The sequence below is a fragment of the Streptomyces sp. NPDC002886 genome (assembly GCF_042888445.1).
Lineage (GTDB): Bacteria > Actinomycetota > Actinomycetes > Streptomycetales > Streptomycetaceae > Streptomyces.
Genome location: NZ_JBIAPV010000006.1, coordinates 290,850 through 315,868, shown reverse-complemented (window position 1 = coordinate 315,868; position 25,019 = coordinate 290,850). Strand labels below are relative to the sequence as shown.

Here is a 25,019-nt window from a genome sequence, read left to right as displayed (position 1 = left end):
GATCTCCTGTCGCACGAGCAAACCTACGCCCGGTGCCCGGTTCATGCACCCTGCCAAGGTCCCGGAGGTTGGGGACCTTGGTCCCTCAGTTGGCAGCCCGGACCGTGTCCGTGGGCCAGTACGGCCCCCACGGACGGCTTGCGGTCGTTCGGTTCAGATGGTGCGGCCGAGGTAGGCGGCGAGGCGGTCGGCTGCCGGAGCAGTGTCGGGTGCGTCCTTGGAGGGGCCGAACATGCCGGTGGCGGCGCGGATCTCGTCGGGGAAGTTCCCGTACCAGCCGGCGAAGGCGGCCTGGACGGCGTCGGGGTCGCCGGTGCGGTCCTGGCCGGTGGCGGTGGCCAGGTCCCAGCTGTGCAGGACGGCCTCCAGCAGGTGCAGGTCCACGATCCGCGGACCCGACCCGCCGCCGGGCAGCGGCATCTGCCGCCCGAGAGCACCCTCGCTCTGCCAGGCGGCGAGCACGTCCTTGGCGCCGCGGGCGTACACATCGCCGGGCTGCTCGTCGCCGATCTGGTCGCGGCGAAGAGGGAGAAGTCGGGGCCGCCGCCCTGGGCCAGGGTCACGTAGTACGGGTTGCCGGCGAGCAGGTGGTGGGTCAGGGCCCGGACGTCGAAGTCCTCGCACGGCGTGAGCCGGCCGTACTGGTCGGGCGTGACGTTGTTCGACAGCCCGGTGGTGTGGTTCAGGGCCTTCTCCAGCAGCACGATCTCGGACACGGTTGCGCCCTTCCCCGGGGGTGGTCAGGAGCCGGGCGGCCACACGGCCGCAGAGCTCGCCGGTCGGCTCCAGCACCCAGTCGAAGACCGGGGAGCCGCACCAGCAACTTTAGAATGCACGGACTTGCGGACAGTTCCGGTTCGCAATCCGGAACCGCAGCTCCCCGTGGTGCCGATGGGCCGGGGGCACGGCCGACCGGCCCCCGGACAGCAGGGCGCGCCCTCCCGGGGAGCGTCAGTCGCGGCCGTGCCGCAGCCGGATCAGCGCGCGCAGCGCGCGGTGCTTCCACCAAGGCGACCGCAGCCGGGTCAGGCCGGAGCCCGTAAGGTGCAGGCGCCGTGCAGTCACGGCTTGTGCGGAGGTGAACTCCATCAGGCCTTCTCGCCCGTGTACCCGTCCGAAACCGCTCGCGCCGTTGCCGCCGAAAGGCAGGCCCGGAACGCCGGCGAAGGTGAGGATGCCGTTCACGGACACCATGCCCGCCCGCAGCCTCCTGGCGACCGACGGGTCCGCCGATCGGGAGAAGACCGCGGCGCCCAGCGCCTGGGGGACGGCATTGGCGCGCGCGATGCCCTCGTCCAGGTCGCGTACAAGCCGGACCACCACAACCGGCCCGAAGGTCTCCTCCTGCACGGCCGGCCGGTCCTCTGGCACGTCGGTCAGCACGACGGGATCCACGAGGCCGGGCCCCCGGAACGACTCCGGTCCGCCGACTAGGAAGCGGCCGCCGTTGGCCGCAGCGTCCTCGACGTGGACGCGCACCACTTTCTCCTGCTGCGGGGTGGTGAGGCGGCCGTAATGGTGACCGGCGCGCACCGGTGCCAGCTCCGCTGTGAGCGCCGCGAGAAACTGCTCGCCGACCGACTGGACCACGTAGATCCGCTCCACGCCGGCGCAGGTCTGTCCGGCGTTGGAGAAGGCGCCCCAGGCGGCCGCTCGTGCGGCAGCCCTCACATCCGCGTCCTCGGCCACGATCAGCGCGTCGTTGCCGCCGCATTCCAGTACGACCGGGGTGAGGGTGTCCGCGCATGCGGCCATGACCGCCTGGCCGGTTCGCGTGGAACCTGTGAAAGCCACCTTGTCCACGCCGGCCCGGCACAGCGCCTCCCCGGCCTCGGCTCCGCCGGGCAGCAGGCGCAGGACGTCCGCCGACTCAGGATTTGCGCGGTCGAAGGCCTCGACCAGCGCCCGCCCCGTTTCCGTCGTGTACTCGCTCGGCTTGAACACCACGGTGTTCCCCGCCGCGAGCGCGCCGGCCAGTACGCCCAGCGGAGTAAGCACCGGGTAGTTCCACGGGCCGATCACACCGACCACCCCGAGTGGCCGGCGTTCGACCCGCGCCTGGTGCTCGGCGGCGAGGATCCCCGGTGATACCCGGCGCGGACGCAAGGTCCGGCCGGCGTGCCGGGCGGACCACGTCAAGTGTTCCAGGCCGACCAGCAGTTCGAGCTCTGCGTCGGCCTGCGGCTTCCCCGTCTCCTCGCGAACCGTGGCGATGACGTCTGCCCGGGAGCGGGCCAGCTCGTTGGCCCATCGGCGCAGCTGCCGTTCCCGCTCGCCGAATGAGAGCGAACCCCAATGGGCCGCGGCCGTGCGGCATCCGGTCAGTACGCGGTCGAGATCCGATGTGGTCACGTCGATGTCGGCCTTCCAAGCGGGTGGCGGCATGGCGGTCAGTCGCGGGTCCAGACTTTGACGCTGTTCGACTCGAAGACGGTGAAGACCGCCTCGTTGCGCAGGGGCCAGCCGTAGTCGAGATCGGTCACCACGGCTCCTCCCGCCTGACCGGCCCCGCTCGCCAGCACATGGGTGACGAAGGTGTGGTCGGGCTTCTGCTCGAGCCAGAACAGCCGGTCGTCACCGTCGCCGGACACCAGGAGGTCGATGTCCCGGTCCCCGTCCATGTCCCCACTGCCGAACACGCCGGGTGCGGCCTGCCCCGGGCGTCCGCGTGAGGCGATGCCGTTCGAAACGACGGTCGGCGTCCATGCGGAACGGGGGTCCGCGGGGACGGAGAAGGTGACCACCTGCGAGGCCGGTTCCGTGGAGCCGGGCGGGAACGCAGTGTTGGTGTGGTTCGAGCCGACCCATGTGGTGCGGCCGTCGCCGTGCAGGTTGCGTACCGGCCGCAGAGCGATGGCCTTGCCCTGCGTGGTGTCGATGACGTGTTGCGTGAAGCTGCCCATCGGGTGGTCGGGGCGCGGTGCCCCGGTGCGCTCCAGCCAGACGTACGCCGCTCCGGGCTCGAAGTACTGCGGGGATGCGAGGTCCAGGTCTCCATCGGAGTCGATGTCTTCCACGACGGGCAGAGCGCCCCCGCCGGAGGCGATGTCTATCGGCTCGCTGCTGAAGCGTTCCGGGCCGTCCGTCCCCTTGAAGACCTGGATCCAGGCATTGGCCGGGGGTTGGCCCTCGATCCTCGTGACGGGCTGGAAGGACTCGCCGACCGTGACCAGGTCGCGTCGGCCGTCGCGGTCGAAGTCGACCACGATGGCGCGGTGGTAGAACAAGGGCGTGCTGCCCGGCGCGACCACGTCATGACGTTTCCAGGTGCCCTCGGCACGCTGTTCCCACCAGGTGAGGGAGCCGCACGCGGCCGTACAGCGGAAGAAGCCGCCGGGTACGACGATGTCGCGGTCCCCGTCGCGGTCGATGTCGGAGACGGCCGGTTCGTTGGGGAAGGGAATGGCGGCGTCGGTGTCGAACACCAGCCCCTTCGACCAGGTGTCGAGATCCCATCCGCTTTGCCGGTAGACGGCGAGCTGGCCGGCCGCGGGCGGTACGGGTGGGCCGCCGGGAACGGTCGTGAACCGTCCGAACCCCGTGGCGACGATCTCCTGGCGGGGGTCGCCCGAGACGTTGCTCGTGACGGCGAAGGCGGCACCCGGCAGGTCGGGGTCGACCGTGTGCGGGGAGAAGGCCGCGGCAGCGGGAGCGGTGACCTGGGCGCTGGTGGGGGAAGCCACAGAGAGGGCGGACAGCGCGATGAGCACGGCCATCGCCGGGCGGATCAGTGCAGGCACGGAGTACCCCATGTCGGTGTGGTCGGGTCGATGTGGGCGGGTCGATATGGCGGGGCTGCGAGGGCGTCGCCCGTCCCGCGGGCGGGAGTCAGTGCTCGCGCAGCAGGGTGCCGTGGCCGTAGAGCCGTTCCTGTACGCCGTTGTCGCGCAGGGCCATCCAGTAGGTGGCGGCGTTGATGGCGATCACCGGCAGCCCGAGCCAGCGCTCGGCTTCGTCCGCGAGGGACACCATCGACAGGTTCGTCCCGCACTGCACGATCGCCTCGACACCCGGAAGGGCTGCCAGCTCGATCAGCGCGCCGCGGAGTTCGGCTTCCGGAACGTGCGCGATGGAAACTGCTGTGGGACATCGCAGGCCTTTGATGCCGGCCACGTCGAATCCGAGCTCCGTGAAGAACCGGTCGACGTTGGCATCGCCGATGGGCTGGTACGGGGTCACCACGGCGATACGCCGTGCCCCGAACAGCCGCAGGGCCCGCTCGCAGGCCTCGGCGCCGGTTGCCACCCGCAGCCCGGTGATGTCGTGGATCTGCTTGATGAAGGCCCGGTTGCCCTCGACACCGCCCCAGAAGGTCTCCGCGCTCATGCCCATGACCATGTAGTCCGGCTCGCAGGTCAGCACCCGCTCGCAGGCCGCGCCGATCTCGTCGCGGATCTGTTCCAGGAGCCGTTCCATGCCGGAGTCCTGGTCCATGTTCTGGTCGCGGATGTGGATGCGCGAGAAGTGCGAGGTGACGCCCGGTACGGACATGCGGGAGAAGTCGGGTTCGACGATGGTGTTGGTGCTGGGGGCGATGACGCCGAACTTGCGCCGCCAGCCGAGACTGTCCGTCATGCAACGCCGCCGATCAGCCGGAGGAGGAAGAGGTGGATGAAGAGGCAGACGGAGAGGGATCCGTGGAGTGAGCGGCGCGCCGGTGCCTGGTCAGCCGCCATGCGAGCAGGACGAACGCTCCCTGTGTGAGGGTGTTCGCGGACTGCTCCACCCACTGGAGCGCCACGCTCTGGTCGGGCCGGGCCGCCAGCGGTCCGAGCACGTACATGCCGGTGATCCACAGCCCGCCCGCGGCCGCGGCCGCACTATCGCCGTGTGAGCGGGCCAGCAGGATCAGCCGCACCGCGCAGACGGTGACGGCCACGATGGTCAGCACCATGTGCGGCGCCGTCGAGGTGAGGAGCAGGCCGGCGGCGCCCGTGGCCGCCCAAGCCGCCGCGAACCCCCACAACGGCGGGGTCCTGCGAACCGCGTCTGGCTCGCGCTGGTCGTGCGCGGCGGGCAGTGCCAGGAGCGCGTGTGCCAGCAGGAGGAAGCCCGCCGACAGACAGGGGAACAGCGCCTTGTTCAGCACCTGGATGTCCGGGCCGTCCAAGGCCACCAGCAGCTTCCAGGTGGCCTTCGAGAGTCCGCCGAGGAAGACCAGCGAGGCTCCCGCCGTGGCGGTGCGCCCGGCGCTCGCGCTGTGGGCGCGCAGCGGACCGATCAGCAGGGTGGCCCCTAGGCCCGTCAGGATGACGGGGACGAAGTCCTCGGCTGCGAGGGAGAGAGGGTAGTCCAGGGCTCCGCTCACGAGGCTCCCTCCCGATCCGGCGCCGCGGGAAGTTCCTGCGGCAGCACCGCCCGCTTGCGCAATGCGGCCGTCGCGAACCGCCCGGCCGCCTTGCGGCGCGTCAGCCACGCCACCCGACCGCCGTTGGCCGTACGGTCGGCCAGTACTCGGTCGGCGAGCCATGGGGTGACGGTCTCGACCCGGTCGGCCAGGATGTTCAGCACCGGCCTGGCCTTCGTGTACTCCTGCGGCGTGTAGTCGTGCAGCAGCAGGTCGGTGACCACGATCCCGGGGGACAGCAGCAGGGCCCGGACATCGTGGGCGCGGGTCTCCTGCTCCCGCTTCAGGTCGGCCGCCAACGCGCCGGTGAGATACGTGACGGCCCGTTTGCTCGCTCCGTACACGCTGAGCCCGGGCATGGTCCGGCCGTCGGAGCCGAAGCCCTCCATGTTCCAGATCCGGCCGCGGCCCTGGCGCAGGAACCGTTCCGCGGCGACCGCGCTGCCGTTGACGACGCCTTGCAGATTGACCGCCGTCACGGCCTCGGTCTCGCGCGGGTGAAGCTCCCAGAGCGGCTTGCGGGCGGTGGTCGCCCCGGCGTTGTTGATCCAGATGTCGACGGTTCCGAAGGCCTCTTCGGCGGCCGCCCACAGCCCGGCCACCTGCTCGCGGTCGGTCACGTCCGCCGCGTAGCCGATTGCGTTCGCGCCGCCCCCCAGGCTCTTGAGGGCAGCCTCCACACCCGCCGCGTCCCGCCCGCAGAGGGCAACCCGGCAGCCACGGTCGAGGAAGGCGCGGGCCAGCCCGTGCCCGATGCCGCGGGTGCCGCCCGTGATCACCACGGTCGACGTCATGACGCGGCCTTCCAGTCCAGTACGCCGTGCAGGACGGCCGTCAGCACGTTTCCGCCGAACAGCTCGTAGGTGACGGCGAGCCGGCCGCCCGCCGTCATCCCGGGGCGTGCGTCCAGGACGAACTCCCGCCCGCGCACGCGGTGAACATCCCCGCCCGTGAAATGCCACAGCGGGAAGTTGGCCCGGCCGAAGGCCAGCGCGTTGCCCCACGCGTCGGGACCCTCCCAGAACTCGCGGGCACCGTCGCGGCGGCGCTCCACCGTAAAGGACCGGTCCAGGCCCGCACCCCGCCAGGTGACGTGGTGCCGGGCACGCAGCAGGTCCACCGGGCGGACCGCGATCTCCACTTCCACGTCACCGAGGTGCTTTTGCTCCGCGCTCCACACCTCGCACGTGCCGGTGAAGGAGCCCGGCTGTTTGGTGGGCAGGATCCACGGAACCGGCCCGGCATCCGTTTCGGCCGCCAGGTGGCGGGCGACATGCTCGCGGGAGGTCTTACTCAGGTCCGGGTCAGTGGTGCGTACGTAGACTCCGTTGAAGCAGCCGATGACGGTCCAGCCCTGGTGCAGCACGGAAGAGTAGACCTGGGTCAGGCCGTCGGGCAGGACGTGGTTCCAGGTGTTGAGGGCAACCTGCCAGCCCGGCCCGTAGTAATGGGCGTCGACGAAGGATCCGTAGGGCTGGCCACTGCCGTGGAAGTCCGGACCGGTGTAGAGGCGGTTGTCATCCGCGTCGCGCACCTGGAAGGCGAACGGAGCTGCGAGCTGGAACCGGCCGGCGAGCGGACCGCCGTGGCGCAGGCCGCCGTCCATCCGGTAGAGCGTGTGGCCGTCGGTGAACTCCGAGGAGCGGCGGATGTCCTCGTACCCGCACCAGGTCCCCTGAGCATCGAAGAGGGAGGGCCGGCCGTGCCACTCCCCGGCGATGCGCTGCTGCCACTCGCTCGGGCCCGGGTCGGAAGACGCGCTCATGCCCCTGCCTCCTCGCCGGGCAGTCTGCCGGTGGTCAGCAGGCCGCGCAGACCGTCAGTAGTGGCGGGGCCCAGCAGTCGGTCGACTTGCGCCCACACGGGGTCGATCTCCCGGCTGAACAGGGCCTGGCGCAGCCGCCGGTCCCGGGCGGCCGTATCACCCTGCTTGGCTTCGGCAGCGGCGTCGGGAGGGAAGGCCCAGGCCAGCTCGAGCCAGTGCCGCAAGTACTCCTCGGCGATGGGAGTGATCGCCTGCAGAGCTTCTTCGTCGGCTCGGTGCACGAGCATCCACGGCGACATCAGGGAACGCTGGCGAGGGCTGATCGCAGCGGGGCTGAGGCCCGGTACCTCCGAGGCCCGGCCGAACGGCGCCGTCAGCGGCGCGTACACGAGGTCCGTGTAGTGCGGGTGGACAGCGAGGTCGACGCGCTGGACCAGGTCCAGGTGAAACGCGTATCCGCCGCCTGCTTGAACGGAGTCAAGGGTGAAGTGCGGCAGCGGGGAGCTTGCGGCGCCGAAGGCGAACACCATGTGGCTGTCCAGCCCGAACGCGGGCACCACCAGGGAGATCGTGACGGCCGCGTCGACACCGCCTCGCCCGTCACCGCGGAAGTACCGTACCGATCCCACCGGGTCGGGGGATGCCGGAGCGGTCAGCACGGCCCAGGGCGTGGGCCGCTCCTCGAGGGCCGTCCCGGCCAGCAGGGCGTCCAGCACGGTCCGGGAGAGCCTGGCCGCAGGGGTCGCGCCGGCCTCCGGGCTGTCGGGGGAGGGTTGGGGGGAGGTCACGAAGCTACTCCTTCTCAGTGGTCGGCGCCGGTGACTGGGCACCCTCGACCGTCGGATGGAATCCCTGGGCCTTCTGCTCCCATGCGCGGGCGAGCTCGGGGACCGCCCGCCGGCCGGGGGAGGCGATCACGGTGGCGTTACGTGCCGGAATATCGCCGATGATGCGGTCGGCGTCGCTCACCGCCCATCCCTTCGCCGCGAGTTCCTGGCGCCGTCTGCGGTAGGCGACGGAGATCATGTCGGAGCGCAGGTGCAGCTCGGCGCCGAGATCGGCCGGCAGCAGTTCGGGACGGGTCCCGTCCACGACGGGTGCGTCCTGGTCGAAGATGCCCAGGACCCGTTTGCGGGCGTTGTTGTCCGCCCAGTCGCCGGTGAAGAAGTCGCGCAGCGCGACCCACTTCACCAGGGTGGTGGTCTCGTCGATGGGGATATTGGTGTCATAGATGATCATGTTGCCGAGTGGCAGGCGCACGTGCAGTTTGATCAGGTTGGGCAGCATCCAGCCCGCGGTGGTCACCACCGGCGGCCGGTCCTTGCCCTGGGACTTGCGGTCCGTGTAGAGCCTGGACCACAGCCCCTTTGCGGCGGGCGGGTTCAGGGCCACGGTCGCGAAGGCGGACCACTCGTCGGGCTGCTCCACCGTGTACTCCTCGACCTCCGGGCGGTCGGGGTTGCCGAAGGCGCCCCCGTGCACGAAGGGGGTGTGCGCGATGTCGCAGCCGTTCTCCAGGATCCGCTCGTAGTTGGAGTGCCACAGGTATTCGCCGGTCACCGTCTTGAACCGGCCGCCGTCCTGAACCAGGTCCTCGAACTCGGGCCAGTGCGGAATCGGCGGCCGCTCCTCCTCAGGGAGATCGCCCAGGAACACCCAGACGAAGCCGTACCGCTCCTGGACGGGATAGGAGTCCACCCGCGCCTTCTTGGGGATGCCACGGCCGGGCTGGTTGGCGGGAATCGTGGTGCACGCGCCCTCGGGATCGAAGCGCCAGCCGTGGTACGGACACACCACGCAGTCGTCCTTGACGGTACCGGCGGACAGCGCGGCCCCGCGGTGCGCGCACAGGTCCGAGAGCGCGACGAGCGTGCCGGCCGCCGTGCGGTACAGGACGAGGGACTGGCCGAGACAGACGGCCTTGAGCGGTTTGCGGTCCACGCGGTCGGAGAACTCGACCGCGTACCAGAAGTTCTTCAGCATCGGTGGGGCACCTCGCGGTTCCTAACGTGTCGAGACGAGAAGAAGGGGATCAGCGGCGCAGAACGGAGACCAGCCCGGGATGCGGAGGTGCCAGCAGCGTGCCGAACGCCCCGGTGAGCGCCGGGGAAGGCTGCTCCGGGAGCGCTGCGGCGCAGAATGCCGTCACCAGGAGGCCGATGAGAGCGCGAGCATCGCCTTCGGACCTGCCCGGCGTGTCCAGGAAGCCGCGGGCGCTCGTCGCGTCCACGGGGTCGCAGACGGTGAAATGACCCGCGTCTGCGACCTTCACCCACGCGTGCGCGCCATCCGCGTCGGCGAGGGCCTCGTGAAACGTACGGGCGACAGGGTCGTCGCCGGGCTGCGCCGCGGGCCCGTAGCGATCCGCACTCGCGGCGATCACGCCGTCGTGCTCGCCGGACATCAGCAGAACGGGCACGTCCCCGCCGATCGGCAGGACGGTGCCCGGCGGATGCCCGAGAGCCGTCGCCACCAGCGTGTGGGCGCCATAGGTGAACACACCCCGCAGCCCCGGGACATGGCCGGTGGACTGCAGTGCCACGGTGCCGCCGGCCGAATGGCCGCCCACGACCACGCGCCGGGTGTCGAGTTGCCCCGCCAGAGGAGAGGCCGGGGGGAGCTCGGCCAAGGCACGGAGCACCGTGCCGATGAGCGGTGTCGTCGCGCGCGTGCCGTACGAGGCCGGTCCACACGCGTCCAGATCGATGCCCGGGGTGACGCCATGGCTCCCGGCGAACAGCTCTCCGACCAGTTCGGGCGTCACCGCGACGATTCCCCGCGCCGCCAGCAGTACCGCCAGCCAGCGGTACGAGTCGGCCGGCACGTTGATGCCGGGCAGGAGGACCACGATGGGAAACGGGGCGCGCTCGGCGTCGGCCGCCACCACGCCGGTGAGCCGTTCGGCATCGGAGCCGGTGGTCCGGGCGGGGTAGAAGACCCTCAGGTGCGCGGTGTCGAAGGGCTCCTTGAGGCCGGGTACCCGGCAGGCCCACCACAGGGAGCGGACCTGGTTCACGAAGGCCTCGGCAGGGCGCGGTCGCCGCCCCACAGGGCGCGCACCAGCCGGTCGGTGACCTGCTCGCCGAAGTACCGGACGGCCATGACGTTCGCCGGGTCGCGCTCCACGATGTTGCGGCGGATCGCCAGGTCGGTGGCCGCCAGTGCCTCCTGTTCCTCGACCGGTACCGGTTCGGCCGCGTCCACCCAGGTCAGCCAGCGGTCGACTTGCTCGTGCATCAGCTGTCGCACGAGAGCGATGTGGCGGTCGTCGCGGGGCATGGAGTAGCAATAGGCGGTGGGGGAGAGACTGCCGCGGATGAACCCGGTGCGGCTGGTGAACCAGGACAGGTCCTCGTACTCCTCGCGCACCGCCAGCCACCGCTCCTCGGCGGGCGCGTAGTAGCGGTCGTAGTACGCGCCGTCGGCCACCAGGCTGGTGCGGGGTACGGAGTCCAGGTAGAACCAGCCGCCGGGCCAGCACAGCAGGGCGAGGCCCAGGTGCGGCACGCGGATGTGCGGTCCCAGCCAGACGGTGAGGTGGAGGTTGACGAAGCCGTGCTCCGGATCCCCCACCCAGGAGTGGATCATCCAGTCGATCTCGGGGCCGCTGAAGCCGGTGAGGGAGCCGCGGGGGCCGCCGTCCTCACCGAAGGACTCCAACTCCTTGGTGGAAGGGTCGGGGAGCAGCTCGAAGCGGGCGGATATCTTCTCCTTGAGCTCGGCCAGCAGGTCCTGCCATTGGACGAAGGTCGCGGTCACATCGGTGACCGGAGCCTCGTCGGCCATGTCCTGTACCGCCTTGAGTGTCTCTGACACGTCGCTCCTTCACTGACCGGGGTGGGGGAGGGGCCCGGGGCTCCGGGGGGTGGACCGGGGTGCGACCAGGGCCTCAGCGAGCCTCCAAGGGCGCCCGTCGACCAGGTCCGTCGCACGCGAGACCAGACGGTTCTCGGCTTGGCGGGGACGGATCGTGGCGAGCGTGAGGCCGGGGCCCGCCACGGTGGTGGCGGGCGTACTGATGGTGCCGTCGAAGGGCGCGTCGCGTGAGCGCCACAGACCGAACTCCACCGGCAGCGCGTGGAGTGCGCCTCCGTCGTGGCCGGCGGCGACGAGATTCATCCGGTTTTCCGCCGACCGCTCAGGCAGGCCGAGTGCCAGTTCCCAGGGCTCGGTCGCGCCGAGACAGACGGCTGCGGTGTCGACTCCGCGCAGCGCGGCCAGGCGGAGTGTTTCCGGCTGGACGGCGTCGTCACCCAGGACGACGGCGACGCGGCCCCACGGGGTGTCGTGCGTCACGAGCGCCTCGGCTGTGCCGGCCTGGGCCCAGCCGTGATGCCGCGCGCCGGCGTGGAGTTGGTGCTGGGTCAGCACCGGGCCGTCGCGGTCGAGCAGCACGCCGGCGTGGCCGGAAGGCAGGGGGAGGGTGAGGGCGAGATGGGCCCGGCTGCCGGCCAGAGCGGCGCGCAGGATGAGCAGGATGTCCTGGGCGTCCTCGGTGTCCGGGCGCCGCGGATCGGGCAGGACGCCGCCGGCGTGCCAGAAGAGTTCGGGCAGCACGATCAGGCCCGCCCCCTTGTCCGCGGCGATACGGACCAGCCGCGCGGCGTCCCCGACGGCCGCACGGCCACTGCCGGCGGGCCGCACGACGGCGGCCTCCACCTGCTCGGCACGGGATCCGGCAAAGACGGGTGCCGGGGCGGGCGGTGAGGCGATCGGTGTGTAGAGGGCGGGCCTGCGTGCCGCGAATCCGTCGGTGCCGTCCTTGCGGCGCTTGTCGGCTGCGGCGGCCGGCCGGATGTCGGCCACCACCACGGCCTCCCCGCGACGAGGCCCCTTGGCGACGACGCTGCCGTCAGGGGCGACGATCTGGCTTTCGCCCGCGCCGTCGAGAGCCTCGGGCGGCACCCCCATGGCCGTGCTGATCGCACCGATGCGGTCCGCGGGGAGCAGCGGGCCCACCTTGTTGGCCGCGATCACCCACACCCGGTTCTCCGCCGCGCGTACCGGGATGTGCAGCGAGGCCTCGTCCAGGGCGAAAGAGTTGAGGCTGTTGAGCAGCAAGTGGGCACCGCGCAGGGCGAGTCCACGGCACACTTCGTGGATGACCCCCTCCATGCAGGAGTACAGGCCGACCGGCCCGAGCGCGGTGTCCACGATCGGGCCTGCCTCCGTGGCGGGGTCGAGGTGGTCGTTCTCGCTGCCCATCAGGACTTGTTTGTCCGCCGCCCCGGCCAGGAGACCGTCCGGCCCGTAGAGCAGGCTCGCGGCCGTGATGCGCTCGGATCCCGGGGCCCCGGAGGCCAGGGTGACGTGAAGTTTCACGTAGATGCGGTGATGTGCGGCGCGCTGCGCGAGAGGGGTCAGGAAGTCGTCCTCCGCCCGGCAGGCGGCGGCCAAGGCCTGCTCGCGGTCGTCGTACCAGGAGAGGTGGTTGCAGAACTCCGGCAGGACCACGAGAGCCGCGCCCTGCTCCGCGGCAGCGTCGACCGCCCTGAGGCAGGCTGCCAGATTGGTCTTGCGGTCCTGGCCCACTTCGAACTGGGCAGCCGCGACGCGGAACGTGCGCGCTTCGTCCATGGCGAACTCCATTGGTTCCTCTAGCGGAACAGCGTTTCCCAAACATACACTCGGTGCGGCCTCCTGCGACAGGGGGAGGAACCGGCGACCCGAAGGGGCAAGTACCTTGCTCGTACACGTCGTTCTGATGCGGTTCATCGATCCCGTCCAGGCGCCCGAGGCTGCCGAGCGACTGCGGCGCCTCGCCGACTCCGTCCCGCACATCAGCTCCCTGAGCGTCGGCCTCGACGTCACCGGATCGGACCTCTCCTACGACCTGGTCCTCACCACCCGCCACGCGGACTCCGCCGAACTCACCGCCTACCAGCAGCACCCCGACCACCAGCAACTGGCCACGTGGCTGGGGCCGCTGCTCACCGACCGTGCGGTGGTCGACCACCTGGAGCCGTGAGCCCTCACATACCCGGACCCCCGCCCGGGTAGGCGCCCGGAGCCATGCCCGCGCCCCCGGCCCGGAAGGCGGCGGGTGCGTGCGTGAGCACCGGCTGCACGTACTCCATCAGGCCCTCGGCCCCGTACTCGCGGCCGAACCCACTGCGCTTGACCCCGCCGAACGCGGCCCGCAGCGCCATCCCCGTCCGGTTGTGGGTGTTGACGAAGCGGAAGCCGGCATGCAGGCGCGCCGCCAGGTCGAAGGCCCGTGCCTCGTCGGCGCTCCACACCGATGCGGCCAGGCCGTAGGGACCGTGGTTGACGCGGTCCACGAGGTCGTCCTCGTCCTCGTAGGCCAGCACGGGAAGCGCCGGGCCGAACTGTTCCTCGCACACCAGCGGGGCGTCCTCCGCGAGGCCCAGCACCACGGTGGGACGCACGAAGTGCCCGCCGTGCAGGTCCGCGTCGGCCAGCACCGTCCCCACCTCGATGACTTTCCCCCCACGCTGTTGAGCATCGGAGAGCAGGCTGCGTACGCGGTCCGCGGCCTGCGCGGAGATCACCGGCCCCACGGTCGTACCGGGGGCGAGGGGATCTCCGAGCCGTACGACACGGGCGGCCGCGGCCACGTACTGCTCCGCGAAGGAGGAGAGCCGGCTTCGCGGTACATAGATCCGCTTCGCCGCCATGCACACCTGACCGGCCGTCGCGAAGCTCGCCATGACGAGACGGTCCATGTCGGCCTCCGTCAGCGCGGCGTCGTCCAACAGCACCGCGGCGTCGTTGCCGCCCAGCTCCATCGTGGTCGGCGTCAATGCCGCCGCGGCGGCCGCGCCTACCGCCCGACCCGCAACCGCCCCACCGGTGAAGGACAGCTTGCCCACCTCCCGGTGGCCCGCCAGCCGCACCGCGACGTCGGCGTGCCCGTGGCACACCTGAACCACATCGGCGGGTAGCTCATGGGCCGCACCTTCCAGGAAGGCGGACACGGCCAAAGGAGCCAGCGGTGACGGCTTGACCACGATGGTGTTGCCCGCGGCGAGCGCGGGGGCGAGCTTGACGGCGGTCAGGATCACCGGTGCGTTCCACGGGGTCAGCGCGGCGACGACACCGAACGGCCGGTACCTTTGCTCCAGTCGGCCCCGCGCATCGTCGCTCACGTGCCGCGACAGCAGCTGCGGGGACTCGGCGGCATACCAACGCAGCACGGCACAGGCGTACCCCACCTCTCCCCGGCAGTCGGCGAGCGGCTTGCCCGACTCCAGCGCGAGCAGCACCGCGAGGTCTCCCGCCGCAGCCTCCAAGCCGTCGGCCATCCGGGTCAGTGCTTCCGCCCGGTGCGCCGCGGCCGTGCCGGACCAGCTCGGCGCCGCGGCGGCGGCCGCCGCCACCGCGACGTCCACCTCCGCCGGCGTGTGCGACTGGACGCTCCCCACGGGGCAGGCCGTACGGGCCGGATTTTCCACGGGGATCTCCGCCCCGCTTCCCCGCACCCGGTGACCCGTCATCGCGACCACCGGCCAGCGCGCAGCGAGTCGATCATCGAACTGCGCAGCAGGGACCGCCGGGCCGCAACAGGATCCGCCGCCGTGGACCGCAACTCCGCCAGCAGTGCGGCCCGCTCCACCGGGTCACGGGTGCGCAGCCGCTCCCAGTTCGCGTGCGTCTCGGCCCCTACGTACCCCAGCGCGCAGGCACGGCGTTCCTCGGCGCAGTCGGTGAGATCCTCCTCGGACCCCTCTCCCGTCAGGAGGTCCGCCAGGGCGCGGCCCATCAGTACGGCATCGTGGATGCCGCTGTTCATGCCCATGCCGCCGAGGGGATTGTTGACGTGCGCGGCGTCACCGCACAGCAGTACGCGTCCGCTGCGGAAGGTTCCGGCCACCCGCTGGTGGACGCGGTAGAGACTGGCGTGGGCGATGGCCGGACCCCGTACGTCCCTGGTGATGTCCAGCAGCCTGCGGGGCAGGCGGAGCAGCTCCGCCTCGTCGGACGTGCCGTCCGGGGTGGGCAGCAGGACCCGCCAGTGGTCGGGGGTCCGCAGCAGCACCATCCACTCGTCGGGATCCAGCACGTAGGCGATGGGCGCCAGATCGTCCAGAACGGCCCCGGGATCCTCGTCCAGCGAGGCGACCAGGAACCGCTCCGGGTAGGTCATCCCGTGGAACTCGGCGCCGACCGACTGCCGTACGGCGGAGTGCGCCCCGTCGGCGCCCACCAGCCAGGCCCCCCGCACCCTGCTTCTGTCGCCGAGGACCGCGTGGATTCCACGGGAGGTCCGCTCCACTCCGGCCACGCGCGACCCGAAGCGCACCTCGGCGCCGCAATGGCGGCCCAGAGCCTCCAAGAGCAGCGGCGTCAGCTTGTTCTGCTCGCATTGCAGCCGGTACGGGAAGTCAGTGTCACCCGCCAGCAGCGACAGGTCCAGCGTCGCGACGGGCCCCGTGTCCCGGTCGCGGAACTGGAAGGAATCCGCCACGAGCCCGCGCGCGAGGAGCGCGTCGACGACACCCAGGGAGGCGAGCATCTCCAGCGTGGGCGGATGGAAGGTGGAGGCCCGGGACTCCGCCGCGAGCTCCGTTCCCGCCTCCAGCACGGTCACGGGCACGCCCCGGCGGGCCAGTACCAGCGCGGCCGTCAGGCCGACGGGACCGGCCCCCACCACCACGACCCGTTCGGCGCTGGATGCGTCCGGTGCGGTGGTCACCGCTCTCCCTCGTTCCCGTGAGTCGTGTGCAGGGCGAAGCCCGCTTCCACCCCTGTCACGCGGGTACCGGTGAAGTGCAGCAGCGTTTCCGCACTGCCCTCGTCGACCAGTCCGGACAGGCCCCAGGCCGGACGGGGCGTATCCATGTGCAGGCTCAGCACCGACGAGCCGTTCACCTTCACCTCCCCGGCGGCGATGCCGGCGGCCACGCGCAGTCCGTCGTCGGGGTCGGCGGCGCACACGTACCCTTCCAGCCCGTAGCCGGTGGAATTGGCCAGGTAGAGGGCTTCCTCCTCCTGCTCGTAGGTGTGCACGGCCGCCACCGGGCCGAAGAGCTCCCGGCGGGTGGACGCCTCGGGGGCCCCGGTCATCAACAGGGGGGCGAAGTAGCTTCCGTGATCCGGTATCTCGGTCCATACGTGCGCCTTGGCGCCGGCCGAGGTGAGGACGTTCACGCCGGCCTGCAGAGCCGCGTGGTGGCGGGAGTGTGCGAGCGGACCGTAGCCGGTTCCGGCGGTCAGCGGGGCGCCCGCCCGCAGCGCGGCGAGCTCGCGGCCGGTGGCATCGAGTACGTCCGATGCCAGCTCGGCGGGCAGGATGAGGCGGCCCAGCGCCCGGCACCACTGCCCGTTCAGTGTGGTCAGCAGTTCGGCGGCCATCCGCCCGGCGGCGTCGGGATCGGCGCCGCGCAGGACGAGCAGCGGGTTGTTGCCGCCCAGTTCGAGTTGGGCGGGTTTGAGGGCCAGACCGCAGGCGGCGCCGATCTTGCGGCCGGCGTCGGTGCCGCCGGTGAAGGAGACGACGCGGATGCGCTCGTCGGACACCAGAAGGGACCCGGTCGCGGCGTCACCGTGCAGCAACTGGAGCACTGCTCTGGGTGCGCCCGCCGCAGCCAGCCCCTGGGCCGCCGCCTCTACCAGCAGCTGGGTACCGTAGGGGACGAGTTCAGGTGCCTTGACGATGACCGGGCAGCCCGCTGCCAGCGCACTGGCCGCCTTGTGGGCGGCCATCGGTGCCGGGGCGTTGAACGGCAGGATGCACAGGGCCGGCCCGAGGGCGGCGCGCCGCACCCGGACCGGGCGGCCGGCCGCTCCGGCGACCGTGCGGGCCAGGAGTCCGCCGCGCAGCTGGGCCGCCGCGAGGCGGAAAGCCCCGGAGAGAATGACGCCCAAGCCGGCGGTCTGGGCGAGCGGGACGCCGGTGGCGAAGGCCTCCGCCCTCACGATGTGTTCTGATGCCCCCTCTACGTACGCGGCCGCGCTCTCCAGGGCGTCAGCGCGCTCTTCGTCCGGCAGGCCGCACCAGGCACCTGACCCGTGCAGTACCGAGGCTGCCGTGAGCGCGGCTTCGATCCGATCGGGAGTGCTGGCGAATGCCGGGCGGAGCCGCTCGCCGGTATGGGGGTCTTCCAGGTCGAAGCCGAGGCGCACCGCGCAGGGCTGCCACACTCCGTCAACGAAGTCGCTGGTGACCGGCAGGGCATCGGGCAGATCGGCCGGGGAGCTCACTGAGACTCTCCCAACGTCGCGAACAGCGCGTTCTCCTGGGCCTCGGTGGCGATCTTCGCGGCTTCCAGGCGGCCGCGCTCTGCGGGGAAGGTCATCACCAGCCCCATCGCGAGATCACGCAGGGTCCGTCCGATGACCCCGTCCAGGCGGGCTTCGGAGGTGCCGGAAGCCTTGAGGGCTCCGAGAGCGACGGCGAAGCAGGCCTCGGTGACCGCGCCTTTGCCCAGTCTCCACTGACTGAACACCTCGGACTTGGGCCTGATGGGCGGCTCGGACGTCTCCAGCTCGAGCTGGCGCCTGAGCCACTGGTAGGCGGTCTCCAGGTTCTGCGTCATCTCTCCGATGAGCACTTGGTGCATGGGTGAAGAGGCGATCGGCCGTCCGGTGTCGGCAAAGGTCTTGCGTGTCAGCAGGCCGAGCGTGTGGTCATAGGCGGCCTGCGCGGCGCCGGTGTATACGGCGGCGATGGCGAGTTGGTTGCCGACGAAGCTACCGCGGCTGACCTGGAGCATGCGGGTGAAGGCCCCGGGGACGGTCAGCGCGTCGGGGGCGGCCACGAAGACCTCGTCGAGGCGGATGCCGTGGTTGGCGCTGCCTCGCATGCCGAGCCCGTTCCACGGCGGGCGGGAGGAGACTCCGGCCGCGTCGCGCGGCACGAGGAACATGGCCAGGCCGTCGGCGGTCTGCGTCTTCTCCACTCTGGCGGTGACCAGGTAGATGTCGGCGACTCCGGTCGCGCAGCCGAAGGACTTCTCACCGGACAGGATCCAGCCGTCCTCGGTACGCGAGGCGGTGGTGGCGATGGAGATGTTCGCGGCCGAGCTCTTGGCGGACTCGCTGGCGAAGTTCGCCAGCCAGGAGCCGGCTGCCATCGTGGTCAGCACCCGTTCGGCGAAGGCGCTGACAACGGGGATCTCCTCGTCGGTGAACAGGCCCGCGCGAATGGCCTCCAGCGGCAGCAGGCCGCGCGAGGCGCTGGTGTTGTGGAAGAAGAAGGCGAGTGCCGTGGAGGGGCAGGCCGTGCCCATGGCGTAGGTGGCCGCCGCGAGGTCGCGCAGACCCCCGCCGAGCCCGCCGAACTCGGCGGGGACGACGAGGCCGAGCAGGCCCGCATCCCGCAGGAGTGTGGTGTGCCCCTTGGGGAAGGCGGCTTTGGCGTCGGCTTCGGCGGCCGCCTCGCGCAGGGCGGGTAGTACGGACTCGACGCGCTCGGCGCGGGCCTGCTCGGCGGGTGTCATGCGGTCGATGAGGCGTGCGCCCGTGAGCTGGTGCGTGGACATCGGCGGTGACTCCTTACTGGGATTCCGGGGCAGGGAAGGGGACCGCCCGCGTGGGGGACTGGGACACGGATGGGGGGCGCTGCTGCCTTCGGAGCAGGGCCAGTTCGGCGCGCAGGGCACGCAGGGTCGCGGAGTCGATGGGAGCGGCGATGCCCAAGCGGGAGCAGAGCAGGACCAGCCGCTCGGTGGACAGCAGGTTCCCGCTGCCGCCGAGGTGGGTGTCGAAGCACCGGACCCCGCTCTTCATCCCGGTCAAGGCGTTCACGAGGCCGAGGCCGTGGTGGTCGCGCAAGGCGAGGCGCAGGGGTGCGGGTCCTGCCTCGGGAACCGCGTCCTGGAGGAGTCGGCGCAGAGCCAGGGGCGAGGCGCCGCCCGTGTCGTCGGGGGCGTGGGCCGGCTCCTCCAGGACGATCTCACCGCAGCCGGAGGCGGCCAGCCGTTGCACCGTCAGCAGGGAGGCCCGGGCCAGGCCCGGTTCGAGCGCGTCGCGAACCCGGACGATCACAAGGGTGTCAGGGTGGCCGGCTGCGCGTACGGCCCGGACGGCGTCGGTCGCCGCCTGACCGTGGCCGTCCGCAGTGATGGTCAACTCGACGGCGGGCGAGCCGGCGTCCGCCGCTGCGACGGCGCCCCGGGTGTCGGCAACGTGGACCGATGTGCTTGTCCAACCGTCGGCCTCGACTGCGGCTCGCTCCTTGTCCTGGGCATCGAGTGCCGGGAGGCGCACCCTGATCCCGGCTCGCCTCAGCGCTTGAGCCAGGCGAGCGGCACGCGGGGCGGGCAGCGAAGAGGTGAGGCCGGTGTCGGCCAGGTCCACCCGGTCGGGAAGCGGATCGGCGAGTTGCCCCCAGGACCGCGAGTGGAAGAGCAGGGGAGAGGTGATGCGCGGTACTCCCGCCGCCACCACTTCGCCGAGGAAGATGGTGTGGTCCCCGCCCGGGTAGCGGTGCAGCACACGACAGTCGACCCAGGCGGCCGCGTCCGTCAGGACGGGGCTGCCGGTAGCACCGGGGAGCCAGTCACCCGCCGCGAAGCGGTCGGTGACGCCGGATTCCATACCCGCGAACCTGCGTCCCAGGGCGAGATGGTCCCGCCCCAGGACGTTGACGGCGAACACGCCGTTGCGTATGAGGAGGTCGTGGGAGCGAATCCGCTGGTCCAGACAGATCAGGACGAGGGGCGGTGTGAGGCTGACGCTGCTGAACGAGCTCGCCGTCATGCCGTGCCAGCCGTCCTCCCCGGCTGTGGTGACGATCCCAACACCGCTGGGCCATCGGGACAGCACCTGACGGAAGGTCGTCTCGTCGATGACGGTGGTCATCACACCCCCGCATGTCATTGTTTCCTCTAGTGGAACACTGTCTCCATCAGCGTAACGACGTCCTCTTTGAGGTGTCAACGAAAGGGCGCTGGGGAACCCGCTGTTTCCCATGGGGAAATCGGCGTTATGCTTTCGGCACGTCGGGGAACGGCCATCGCCCACGCCCCGAACCATCGCGACGAAGGGCACCTACGGTGACTGAGGAGACGAGCAGCAGCAGATCCATCGCCGCCGTCGAGCGGGCCATGGACGTGCTGCTGATGTTCGGCCGCAGCGGCCGCCCCGACCTCGGCATCACCGAGATCGCCCAGGAACTCGGCATCACCAAAGCCGCCGTGCACCGCATCCTCACCGCCTTGCGCAACCGCGATCTGATCATCACGGATCCGGTCACGCGCCGCTACGCCCTCGGCCCCGCCGCCATCTCGCTCGGGCGGGCCTACCTGGCACGCACGGACCTGCGTGTCCTCGCGGCTCCGGAACTGCGCCGGCTCGCCGCCCAGTGCGGAGAGACAGCCACCCTCTCCATCCGCCGCGGTGACACCAGGCTCTACGTCGACCAAGTCGTCCCGGAGCACGAACTGCGCATGGAGGTCGCCCTCGGGATCCCGCTGCCCCTGCACGCCGGCAGCTCCTCCAAGGCCTTCCTCGCCTTCCTGCCCGACGCCGAGATCGACACCTACCTCGAACGCCACCCCCTGGACGCCGTCACCGACCGGACCATCACCGACCCCGAGCGCATGCGCAAGGAGCTGTCCTCGATCAAACGACGCGGCTACGCCATGTCGGTGGGGGAGCGGCAGAGCGGTTCGGCCTCGCTCGCCGCTCCCGTCTTCGGTCACGACGGACATGTCATCGCGGTGGTCAGCCTCGCCGGCCCGCAGTCCCGCTTCAAGCCCCGCCTGACCGAGTGCGCCCCGCTCCTGCTGGCCAGCGTGGAGCGCCTCTCGGCCGAGTTCGGCTACCGTCCCGGAATCAGCTGACCCCGCTCAGAGGTCGGCCCCGGGCTTGAGCACCCCCAGCGCCGCAGCGGCCAGGACGCACGTCCAGATCCCTGCCACGTACGGGACGCAGCCGTCGACCACACGCCTCAATGCCCGCTCGACCCCTTCGTCGCCACCCCGGCTCGGCAGTGCCGAGAAGGCGGCGCCGAAGGGACGCAGCGTCAGGCGTATGCCCAGCCCGCAGGCGATGGCCGTCGCGTACAGCAAGACCTTGCCGCCCAGCCAGCGGGGATCGGTGTCCACCCCGAACGGCTCGGTCGCCAGCAGGGTGTAGAGCCCGATGCCCCACAACCCTGCGGTGAGCAGCACGCGTATCGACCAGTCCGCCCGGCGTATCCAGGGGTGGCTGCCCGGACGATGGTGGTCACGTACGGTCAGCCACAGCCAGAGCCCCGCGAACGCCCAGGTCGCCGTGGCGGACCAGCCGTTGAGCAGACCCTCGGCTCCGTGGGGCTCCAAGGTCATGAGGGTGACGCCGCTCGGCAGGATCAGCACCAGGCAGATCTTTGGTCCGAGGTCCAACACGCTCATGATCGAGAGCGCCGTGGACCGGGCGGCGAAGGGGAGTTCGGGTTTGAGGACGTACCGGCTGGACACGTAGACGCCCAGGTCGCCGCCCAGCCAGAAGACGAACAGCACGATGTGCAGCAGGATCCACCATCCGTGCGGATGCGCTCCCATGGCTACTCCTCGCCCCGAGCACCGTGAGGACCCTGTCCGGGGAACGGCCCCGCCCGGCCCAGCAGGGCGGGCACCTCGATGCCGAGGACGGACCCCAGCCAGGTTCCCGTCGCCGCGGCCACCTCCAGATCGATGCCCGGTTCGAGGCCCATCCGGCGCAGCAGATAGACGAGGTCCTCGGTAGCGATGTTGCCGGTGGCGGCGGGTGCGAACGGGCAGCCCCCGATCCCGCCGAGGGAGGAGTCGAGCCAGGTCGCGCCTGCCGCCGCGGCCGCGACCGCATTGGCGTATCCGGTGTTGCGCGTGTTGTGGAAATGGCAGCGCAGGACCACTCCCGGCGCCTGTTCGCGTACCGCTGTGAGCAGCCGCGTGACGGCGTCGGGGGCGCCGACCCCGATGGTGTCGGCGAGGACGATCTCCTCGGCACCCGACTCCGCGCCGATCCGGGCCAGTTCCGCCACGGCCGCCTCCGGGGTCTCTCCCTCGAACGGGCAGCCGAACGCGGCCGCGATGGTCAGCGAGCGGCCGATCCCCTCCGCATGGGCACGGGAGGCGATCCCCTCCCACGCGGACAGCGCCTCGCGCGTACCTACGCCTTGATTGCGGCGGGAGAGGGAATCGCTCGCCACCACCACGTAGTTGATCTCGTCCACTCCGCTCGCGCAGGCCCGTTCCATGCCGCGGGCGTTGAGCACCAGCCCGCTGTAGCGCACACCGTCCGGACGCTTGAGCAGGCTCATCACCTCCTCCGCGCCCGCCATCTGCGGCACCCGGCCGGGATGTACGAAGGCCACCGCCTCCACCCGTCGCGCGCCACCGGCCACGGCCCGCTCGATCAGGGCCACGCGCTGGGCCGGGGATAGGGCGCGCGCTTCGTTCTGCAGCCCGTCACGGGGGGCCACCTCCACCACGCCGGGTCCGGCGAGCGGTACTGCTGCCAAGGAGTCGTCCATGGACCGCATTCTGCCGCGTCGATTCCTCTAGCGAAACAGTGTTTCCCAAACTTACACTCGCGCCATGAGTGGACCCCTCTGCGACATCCGTGTCATCGAGACCGGCACCCTGCTTGCCGGTCCCTTCTGCGGCCAGCTCCTCGGCGACCACGGCGCCGAAGTCATCAAGCTCGAAGACCCCGGACGTGGCGACCCCATGCGCCAGTGGGGACGCGAGCGGCCCTACGGCAAGTCCCTGTGGTGGCCCGTCGTCGCCCGGAACAAGAAGTCCGTCACCTGCAACCTGCGCCGCGAGGAGGGCCAAGACCTGGTCCGCCGCCTGGTCGCCCACGCCGACGTCCTCGTCGAGAACTTCCGCCCCGGCACTCTGGAGCGCTGGGGCCTGGGGTACGACGAGCTCAGCGCCATCAACCCCGGCCTCGTCATGGTCCGGGTCACCGGCTACGGCCAGAACGGCCCCTACGCACCCCGCGCCGGCTTCGGCTCCATCGGCGAAGCCATGGGAGGCATCCGCCACATCACCGGCGAACCGGACCGCCCCCCGTCCCGCGCCGGCATCTCCCTCGGAGACGCACTCGCCGGCACCATGGCCGCCTACGGCGCGGTCATGGCCCTGCACGCCCGGGCCCGCACCGGAACAGGACAGATCGTCGACTCCGCCCTGTACGAAGCCGTCCTCGCCTACATGGAGTCCCTCCTGCCCGAATGGGAGATCGGCGGCTACCAGCGCGAACGCACCGGCCCCGTACTGCCCAACGTCGCCCCCAGCAACGTCTACCCGACCGCCGACGGAGCCGCCGTGCTCATCGCCGCCAACCAGGACACCGTCTTCCGCCGCCTCACCGAAGTCATGGACCGCACCGACCTCGCAGACGACCCCAAGTACGCCACGCACACCGCGCGAGGCTCCCACCAGAGCGAACTCGACGACCTCATCACCACCTGGACCGCAGGCCTCGAAGCGAACGCCCTGCTGGGCGCCCTCCACGCCGCCGGAGTTCCGGCCGGTAAGACCTTCACCGCCTCCGACATGCTCACCGACCCCCACTTCGCCGCACGCAACGCCATCGTCCGCCTGCCCCACCCCGACTTCGGCGAGATCCCCATGCAGAACGTCGTGCCCAAGCTCTCCTCCACCCCGGGCAGCGTGCGCTGGGCGGGCCCGGAACTCGGAGCCCACAACGACGACGTCTACGGCGACCTCCTCGGCCTGACCCACGCCGAACGGGACAAGCTCACCGCGGACGGAGTGATCTGACGTGGTGCGCAAACGCCTCGCCGCTGACTACGAGGCCGCCGGCTTCGGCTGCCGCATCGGCTGGGGCGAACACCCCGCCGTCCTCCTCGTCGACCCCGTCCAGGCCTACGTCGAGCCCGACAGCCGCCTCTACCTCGACACCGCCAGGCGGGCCCTGCAGGCCATGGCACACCTCGCCCGAGCAGCCCGCAGATCACAGTTCCCCGTGATCTTCACCGCCGTCCACTACGACTCCGAACCGAGCGCATACGCGCCGCACTTCGCCCGGAAGGCCCCGAGCATCGACGCCTTTCGCGCGAACAACCCGCACGCGGCCTTCACCCCGCACTGCCCACCCGAGCCGGGCGAGATGGTGATCCACAAGCACTACCCGAGTGCCTTCTTCGGAACCCGGTTGGACGACGTCCTGAGCGTCTTGGGCGTGGACACCGTCGTCATCGGCGGCTTCTCCACCAGCGGCTGCGTACGGGCCACCACCCTGGACGCACTGCAACACGGACTGCGCCCCATCGTCGTGCGCGAAGCGGTGGCGGACAGGGACCCGGGCCCCCACGAAGCCAACCTCTTCGACCTCGACTCCAAGTACGCCGACGTGGTCGATGTCGTGTCGGCCTGCCGCCGCCTGGGAGACCCGGTCCCCCCACCCCCCTGACGCTCGTCAGAACGCTGGCGCGAGCGGCCCGAGCGGCAGCCTGCCCGTCCTCAGGTGTTCAGCGACCAGACAGAGGCGTTGAGGGCGGTCGCGAAGGCCACCCACAGCGCGTAGGGGACGAGCAGGAGTGCCGCCGGGACGCTCAACCGCCTGAAGTGCAGCATCGTCGTGACGATCGCGGCCAGGAGCAGCACGATGTCGAGCAGAGCGAGTCCGTACTGGCGAGCAGCGAAGAACAGCGGCGTCCAGGCGAGGTTGAGCACCAGCTGCACGGACCACCACATGAGGGCTCGCCGTCCGCGGTAGCGATCCGGTTGGCGCCAGACCAGCCAGGCCGCGACGCCGATGGCCGCATAAAGGACCGTCCACACGGGCCCGAACAGCCAGGCGGGAGGCGCCCAGGCGGGGCGCGCCAGTGCCCCGTACACCTCACCCGCATCGGCGGAAGTGATTGCACCGATGGCCGCGACGCCGTAGCTGGCGGTCAGGAAAGCCGCACAGGCCCACCGGCTCTTCGCACCGTGCCGGCCATCCGGCGCTGAAGCCGATGATGTGTAGATCTTCACGGCCTGTTCCCTGGGATCGACGATGTCG

Annotated in this window: 24 protein-coding genes; 4 read left to right on the top strand and 20 right to left on the bottom strand. The window is 71.0% G+C overall.

Features of this window, described 5'->3' with window-relative positions:
• Window positions 1-153 precede the first annotated feature (153 nt).
• The 12 genes from ACFYYB_RS27485 to ACFYYB_RS27430 form a co-directional block, all read right to left on the bottom strand.
• Complete coding sequence (locus ACFYYB_RS27485; RefSeq protein ID WP_389438309.1) at window positions 154-486, bottom strand: hypothetical protein; 333 nt, start codon at window positions 484-486, stop codon at window positions 154-156.
• A gap of 465 nt (window positions 487-951) precedes the next feature.
• Complete coding sequence (locus ACFYYB_RS27480; protein ID WP_389438308.1) at window positions 952-2,385, bottom strand: aldehyde dehydrogenase family protein; 1,434 nt, start codon at window positions 2,383-2,385, stop codon at window positions 952-954.
• Window positions 2,386-2,390: 5 nt separating this feature from the next.
• Window positions 2,391-3,740, bottom strand: coding sequence for an FG-GAP-like repeat-containing protein (locus ACFYYB_RS27475; RefSeq protein WP_389438306.1), 1,350 nt, complete (start codon window positions 3,738-3,740; stop codon window positions 2,391-2,393).
• 88 nt (window positions 3,741-3,828) lie between these two features.
• Window positions 3,829-4,575 (bottom strand): arylmalonate decarboxylase, encoded by a 747-nt coding sequence (locus ACFYYB_RS27470; protein WP_389438305.1) that lies wholly within the window; start codon window positions 4,573-4,575, stop codon window positions 3,829-3,831.
• 13 nt (window positions 4,576-4,588) lie between these two features.
• The gene (locus tag ACFYYB_RS27465; protein WP_389438304.1) at window positions 4,589-5,308 is read right to left on the bottom strand and encodes a hypothetical protein; all 720 of its coding nucleotides are present in this window, start codon (window positions 5,306-5,308) and stop codon (window positions 4,589-4,591) included.
• On the bottom strand, window positions 5,305-6,141 hold the full coding sequence (locus ACFYYB_RS27460) for an SDR family oxidoreductase (protein ID WP_389438302.1): 837 nt from the start codon (window positions 6,139-6,141) through the stop codon (window positions 5,305-5,307). The genes ACFYYB_RS27465 and ACFYYB_RS27460 overlap by 4 nt, the downstream gene beginning before the upstream one ends.
• Complete coding sequence (locus ACFYYB_RS27455; RefSeq protein ID WP_389438301.1) at window positions 6,138-7,112, bottom strand: hypothetical protein; 975 nt, start codon at window positions 7,110-7,112, stop codon at window positions 6,138-6,140. Before ACFYYB_RS27455 ends, ACFYYB_RS27460 begins: the two co-directional genes overlap by 4 nt.
• Window positions 7,109-7,900 (bottom strand): hypothetical protein, encoded by a 792-nt coding sequence (locus ACFYYB_RS27450; RefSeq protein WP_389438299.1) that lies wholly within the window; start codon window positions 7,898-7,900, stop codon window positions 7,109-7,111. The genes ACFYYB_RS27455 and ACFYYB_RS27450 overlap by 4 nt, the downstream gene beginning before the upstream one ends.
• Before the next feature lie 4 nt (window positions 7,901-7,904).
• The gene (locus tag ACFYYB_RS27445; protein ID WP_389438297.1) at window positions 7,905-9,095 is read right to left on the bottom strand and encodes a Rieske 2Fe-2S domain-containing protein; all 1,191 of its coding nucleotides are present in this window, start codon (window positions 9,093-9,095) and stop codon (window positions 7,905-7,907) included.
• A 49-nt stretch (window positions 9,096-9,144) separates the two neighbouring features.
• On the bottom strand, window positions 9,145-10,128 hold the full coding sequence (locus tag ACFYYB_RS27440; protein ID WP_389438296.1) for an alpha/beta hydrolase family protein: 984 nt from the start codon (window positions 10,126-10,128) through the stop codon (window positions 9,145-9,147).
• Window positions 10,125-10,928, bottom strand: a complete 804-nt coding sequence (locus tag ACFYYB_RS27435) for a hypothetical protein (RefSeq protein WP_389438295.1) — start codon at window positions 10,926-10,928, stop codon at window positions 10,125-10,127. Before ACFYYB_RS27435 ends, ACFYYB_RS27440 begins: the two co-directional genes overlap by 4 nt.
• A gap of 9 nt (window positions 10,929-10,937) precedes the next feature.
• Window positions 10,938-12,689 (bottom strand): nitrilase-related carbon-nitrogen hydrolase, encoded by a 1,752-nt coding sequence (locus ACFYYB_RS27430; RefSeq protein WP_389438293.1) that lies wholly within the window; start codon window positions 12,687-12,689, stop codon window positions 10,938-10,940.
• Window positions 12,690-12,795: 106 nt separating this feature from the next.
• Here ACFYYB_RS27430 and ACFYYB_RS27425 point away from each other — a divergent pair, with 106 nt between their 5' ends.
• Window positions 12,796-13,080, top strand: a complete 285-nt coding sequence (locus ACFYYB_RS27425; protein ID WP_389438291.1) for a Dabb family protein — start codon at window positions 12,796-12,798, stop codon at window positions 13,078-13,080.
• A 4-nt stretch (window positions 13,081-13,084) separates the two neighbouring features.
• On the opposite strand, the gene ACFYYB_RS27420 is transcribed toward ACFYYB_RS27425, so the two are convergent.
• Genes ACFYYB_RS27420 through ACFYYB_RS27400 form a run of 5 tightly spaced genes read right to left on the bottom strand, consistent with a single transcriptional unit; the run spans window position 13,085 to window position 19,877 of the window.
• On the bottom strand, window positions 13,085-14,569 hold the full coding sequence (locus tag ACFYYB_RS27420; RefSeq protein ID WP_389438289.1) for an aldehyde dehydrogenase family protein: 1,485 nt from the start codon (window positions 14,567-14,569) through the stop codon (window positions 13,085-13,087).
• Entirely contained in the window at window positions 14,566-15,768 is a 1,203-nt protein-coding gene (locus ACFYYB_RS27415; protein ID WP_389438288.1) for an FAD-dependent oxidoreductase, read from the bottom strand. Before ACFYYB_RS27415 ends, ACFYYB_RS27420 begins: the two co-directional genes overlap by 4 nt.
• A complete protein-coding gene (locus tag ACFYYB_RS27410) occupies window positions 15,765-17,276 on the bottom strand; it encodes an aldehyde dehydrogenase family protein (protein WP_389438286.1) in 1,512 nt (503 codons plus the stop codon). Before ACFYYB_RS27410 ends, ACFYYB_RS27415 begins: the two co-directional genes overlap by 4 nt.
• Complete coding sequence (locus tag ACFYYB_RS27405) at window positions 17,273-18,556, bottom strand: acyl-CoA dehydrogenase family protein (protein WP_389438284.1); 1,284 nt, start codon at window positions 18,554-18,556, stop codon at window positions 17,273-17,275. Before ACFYYB_RS27405 ends, ACFYYB_RS27410 begins: the two co-directional genes overlap by 4 nt.
• Before the next feature lie 13 nt (window positions 18,557-18,569).
• Window positions 18,570-19,877: a flavin reductase gene (locus ACFYYB_RS27400; RefSeq protein WP_389438283.1), complete on the bottom strand. Its 1,308-nt coding sequence runs from the start codon at window positions 19,875-19,877 to the stop codon at window positions 18,570-18,572.
• A gap of 194 nt (window positions 19,878-20,071) precedes the next feature.
• On the opposite strand from ACFYYB_RS27400, the gene ACFYYB_RS27395 reads away from it, so the two are divergent.
• Window positions 20,072-20,860, top strand: a complete 789-nt coding sequence (locus ACFYYB_RS27395) for an IclR family transcriptional regulator (RefSeq protein ID WP_389438282.1) — start codon at window positions 20,072-20,074, stop codon at window positions 20,858-20,860.
• Between the two features lie 6 nt (window positions 20,861-20,866).
• Here ACFYYB_RS27395 and ACFYYB_RS27390 read toward each other — a convergent pair whose 3' ends face one another.
• Window positions 20,867-21,562, bottom strand: a complete 696-nt coding sequence (locus tag ACFYYB_RS27390; protein WP_389438281.1) for a hypothetical protein — start codon at window positions 21,560-21,562, stop codon at window positions 20,867-20,869.
• 2 nt (window positions 21,563-21,564) lie between these two features.
• Window positions 21,565-22,515 carry a hydroxymethylglutaryl-CoA lyase gene (locus ACFYYB_RS27385; RefSeq protein WP_389438279.1) on the bottom strand — a complete coding sequence of 317 codons (951 nt, stop codon included), beginning with the start codon at window positions 22,513-22,515 and terminating at the stop codon, window positions 21,565-21,567.
• Window positions 22,516-22,579: 64 nt separating this feature from the next.
• On the opposite strand from ACFYYB_RS27385, the gene ACFYYB_RS27380 reads away from it, so the two are divergent.
• Together ACFYYB_RS27380 and ACFYYB_RS27375 are read left to right on the top strand one after the other, a co-directional pair.
• Window positions 22,580-23,773 carry a CaiB/BaiF CoA transferase family protein gene (locus ACFYYB_RS27380; protein WP_389438277.1) on the top strand — a complete coding sequence of 398 codons (1,194 nt, stop codon included), beginning with the start codon at window positions 22,580-22,582 and terminating at the stop codon, window positions 23,771-23,773.
• A 1-nt stretch (window position 23,774) separates the two neighbouring features.
• The gene (locus tag ACFYYB_RS27375; protein ID WP_389438275.1) at window positions 23,775-24,425 is read left to right on the top strand and encodes an isochorismatase family protein; all 651 of its coding nucleotides are present in this window, start codon (window positions 23,775-23,777) and stop codon (window positions 24,423-24,425) included.
• A gap of 50 nt (window positions 24,426-24,475) precedes the next feature.
• Here the strand turns inward: ACFYYB_RS27375 and ACFYYB_RS27370 are convergent, their stop codons facing one another.
• On the bottom strand, window positions 24,476-24,991 hold the full coding sequence (locus ACFYYB_RS27370; RefSeq protein WP_389438273.1) for a TspO/MBR family protein: 516 nt from the start codon (window positions 24,989-24,991) through the stop codon (window positions 24,476-24,478).
• Between the last annotated feature and the right edge of the window lie 28 nt (window positions 24,992-25,019).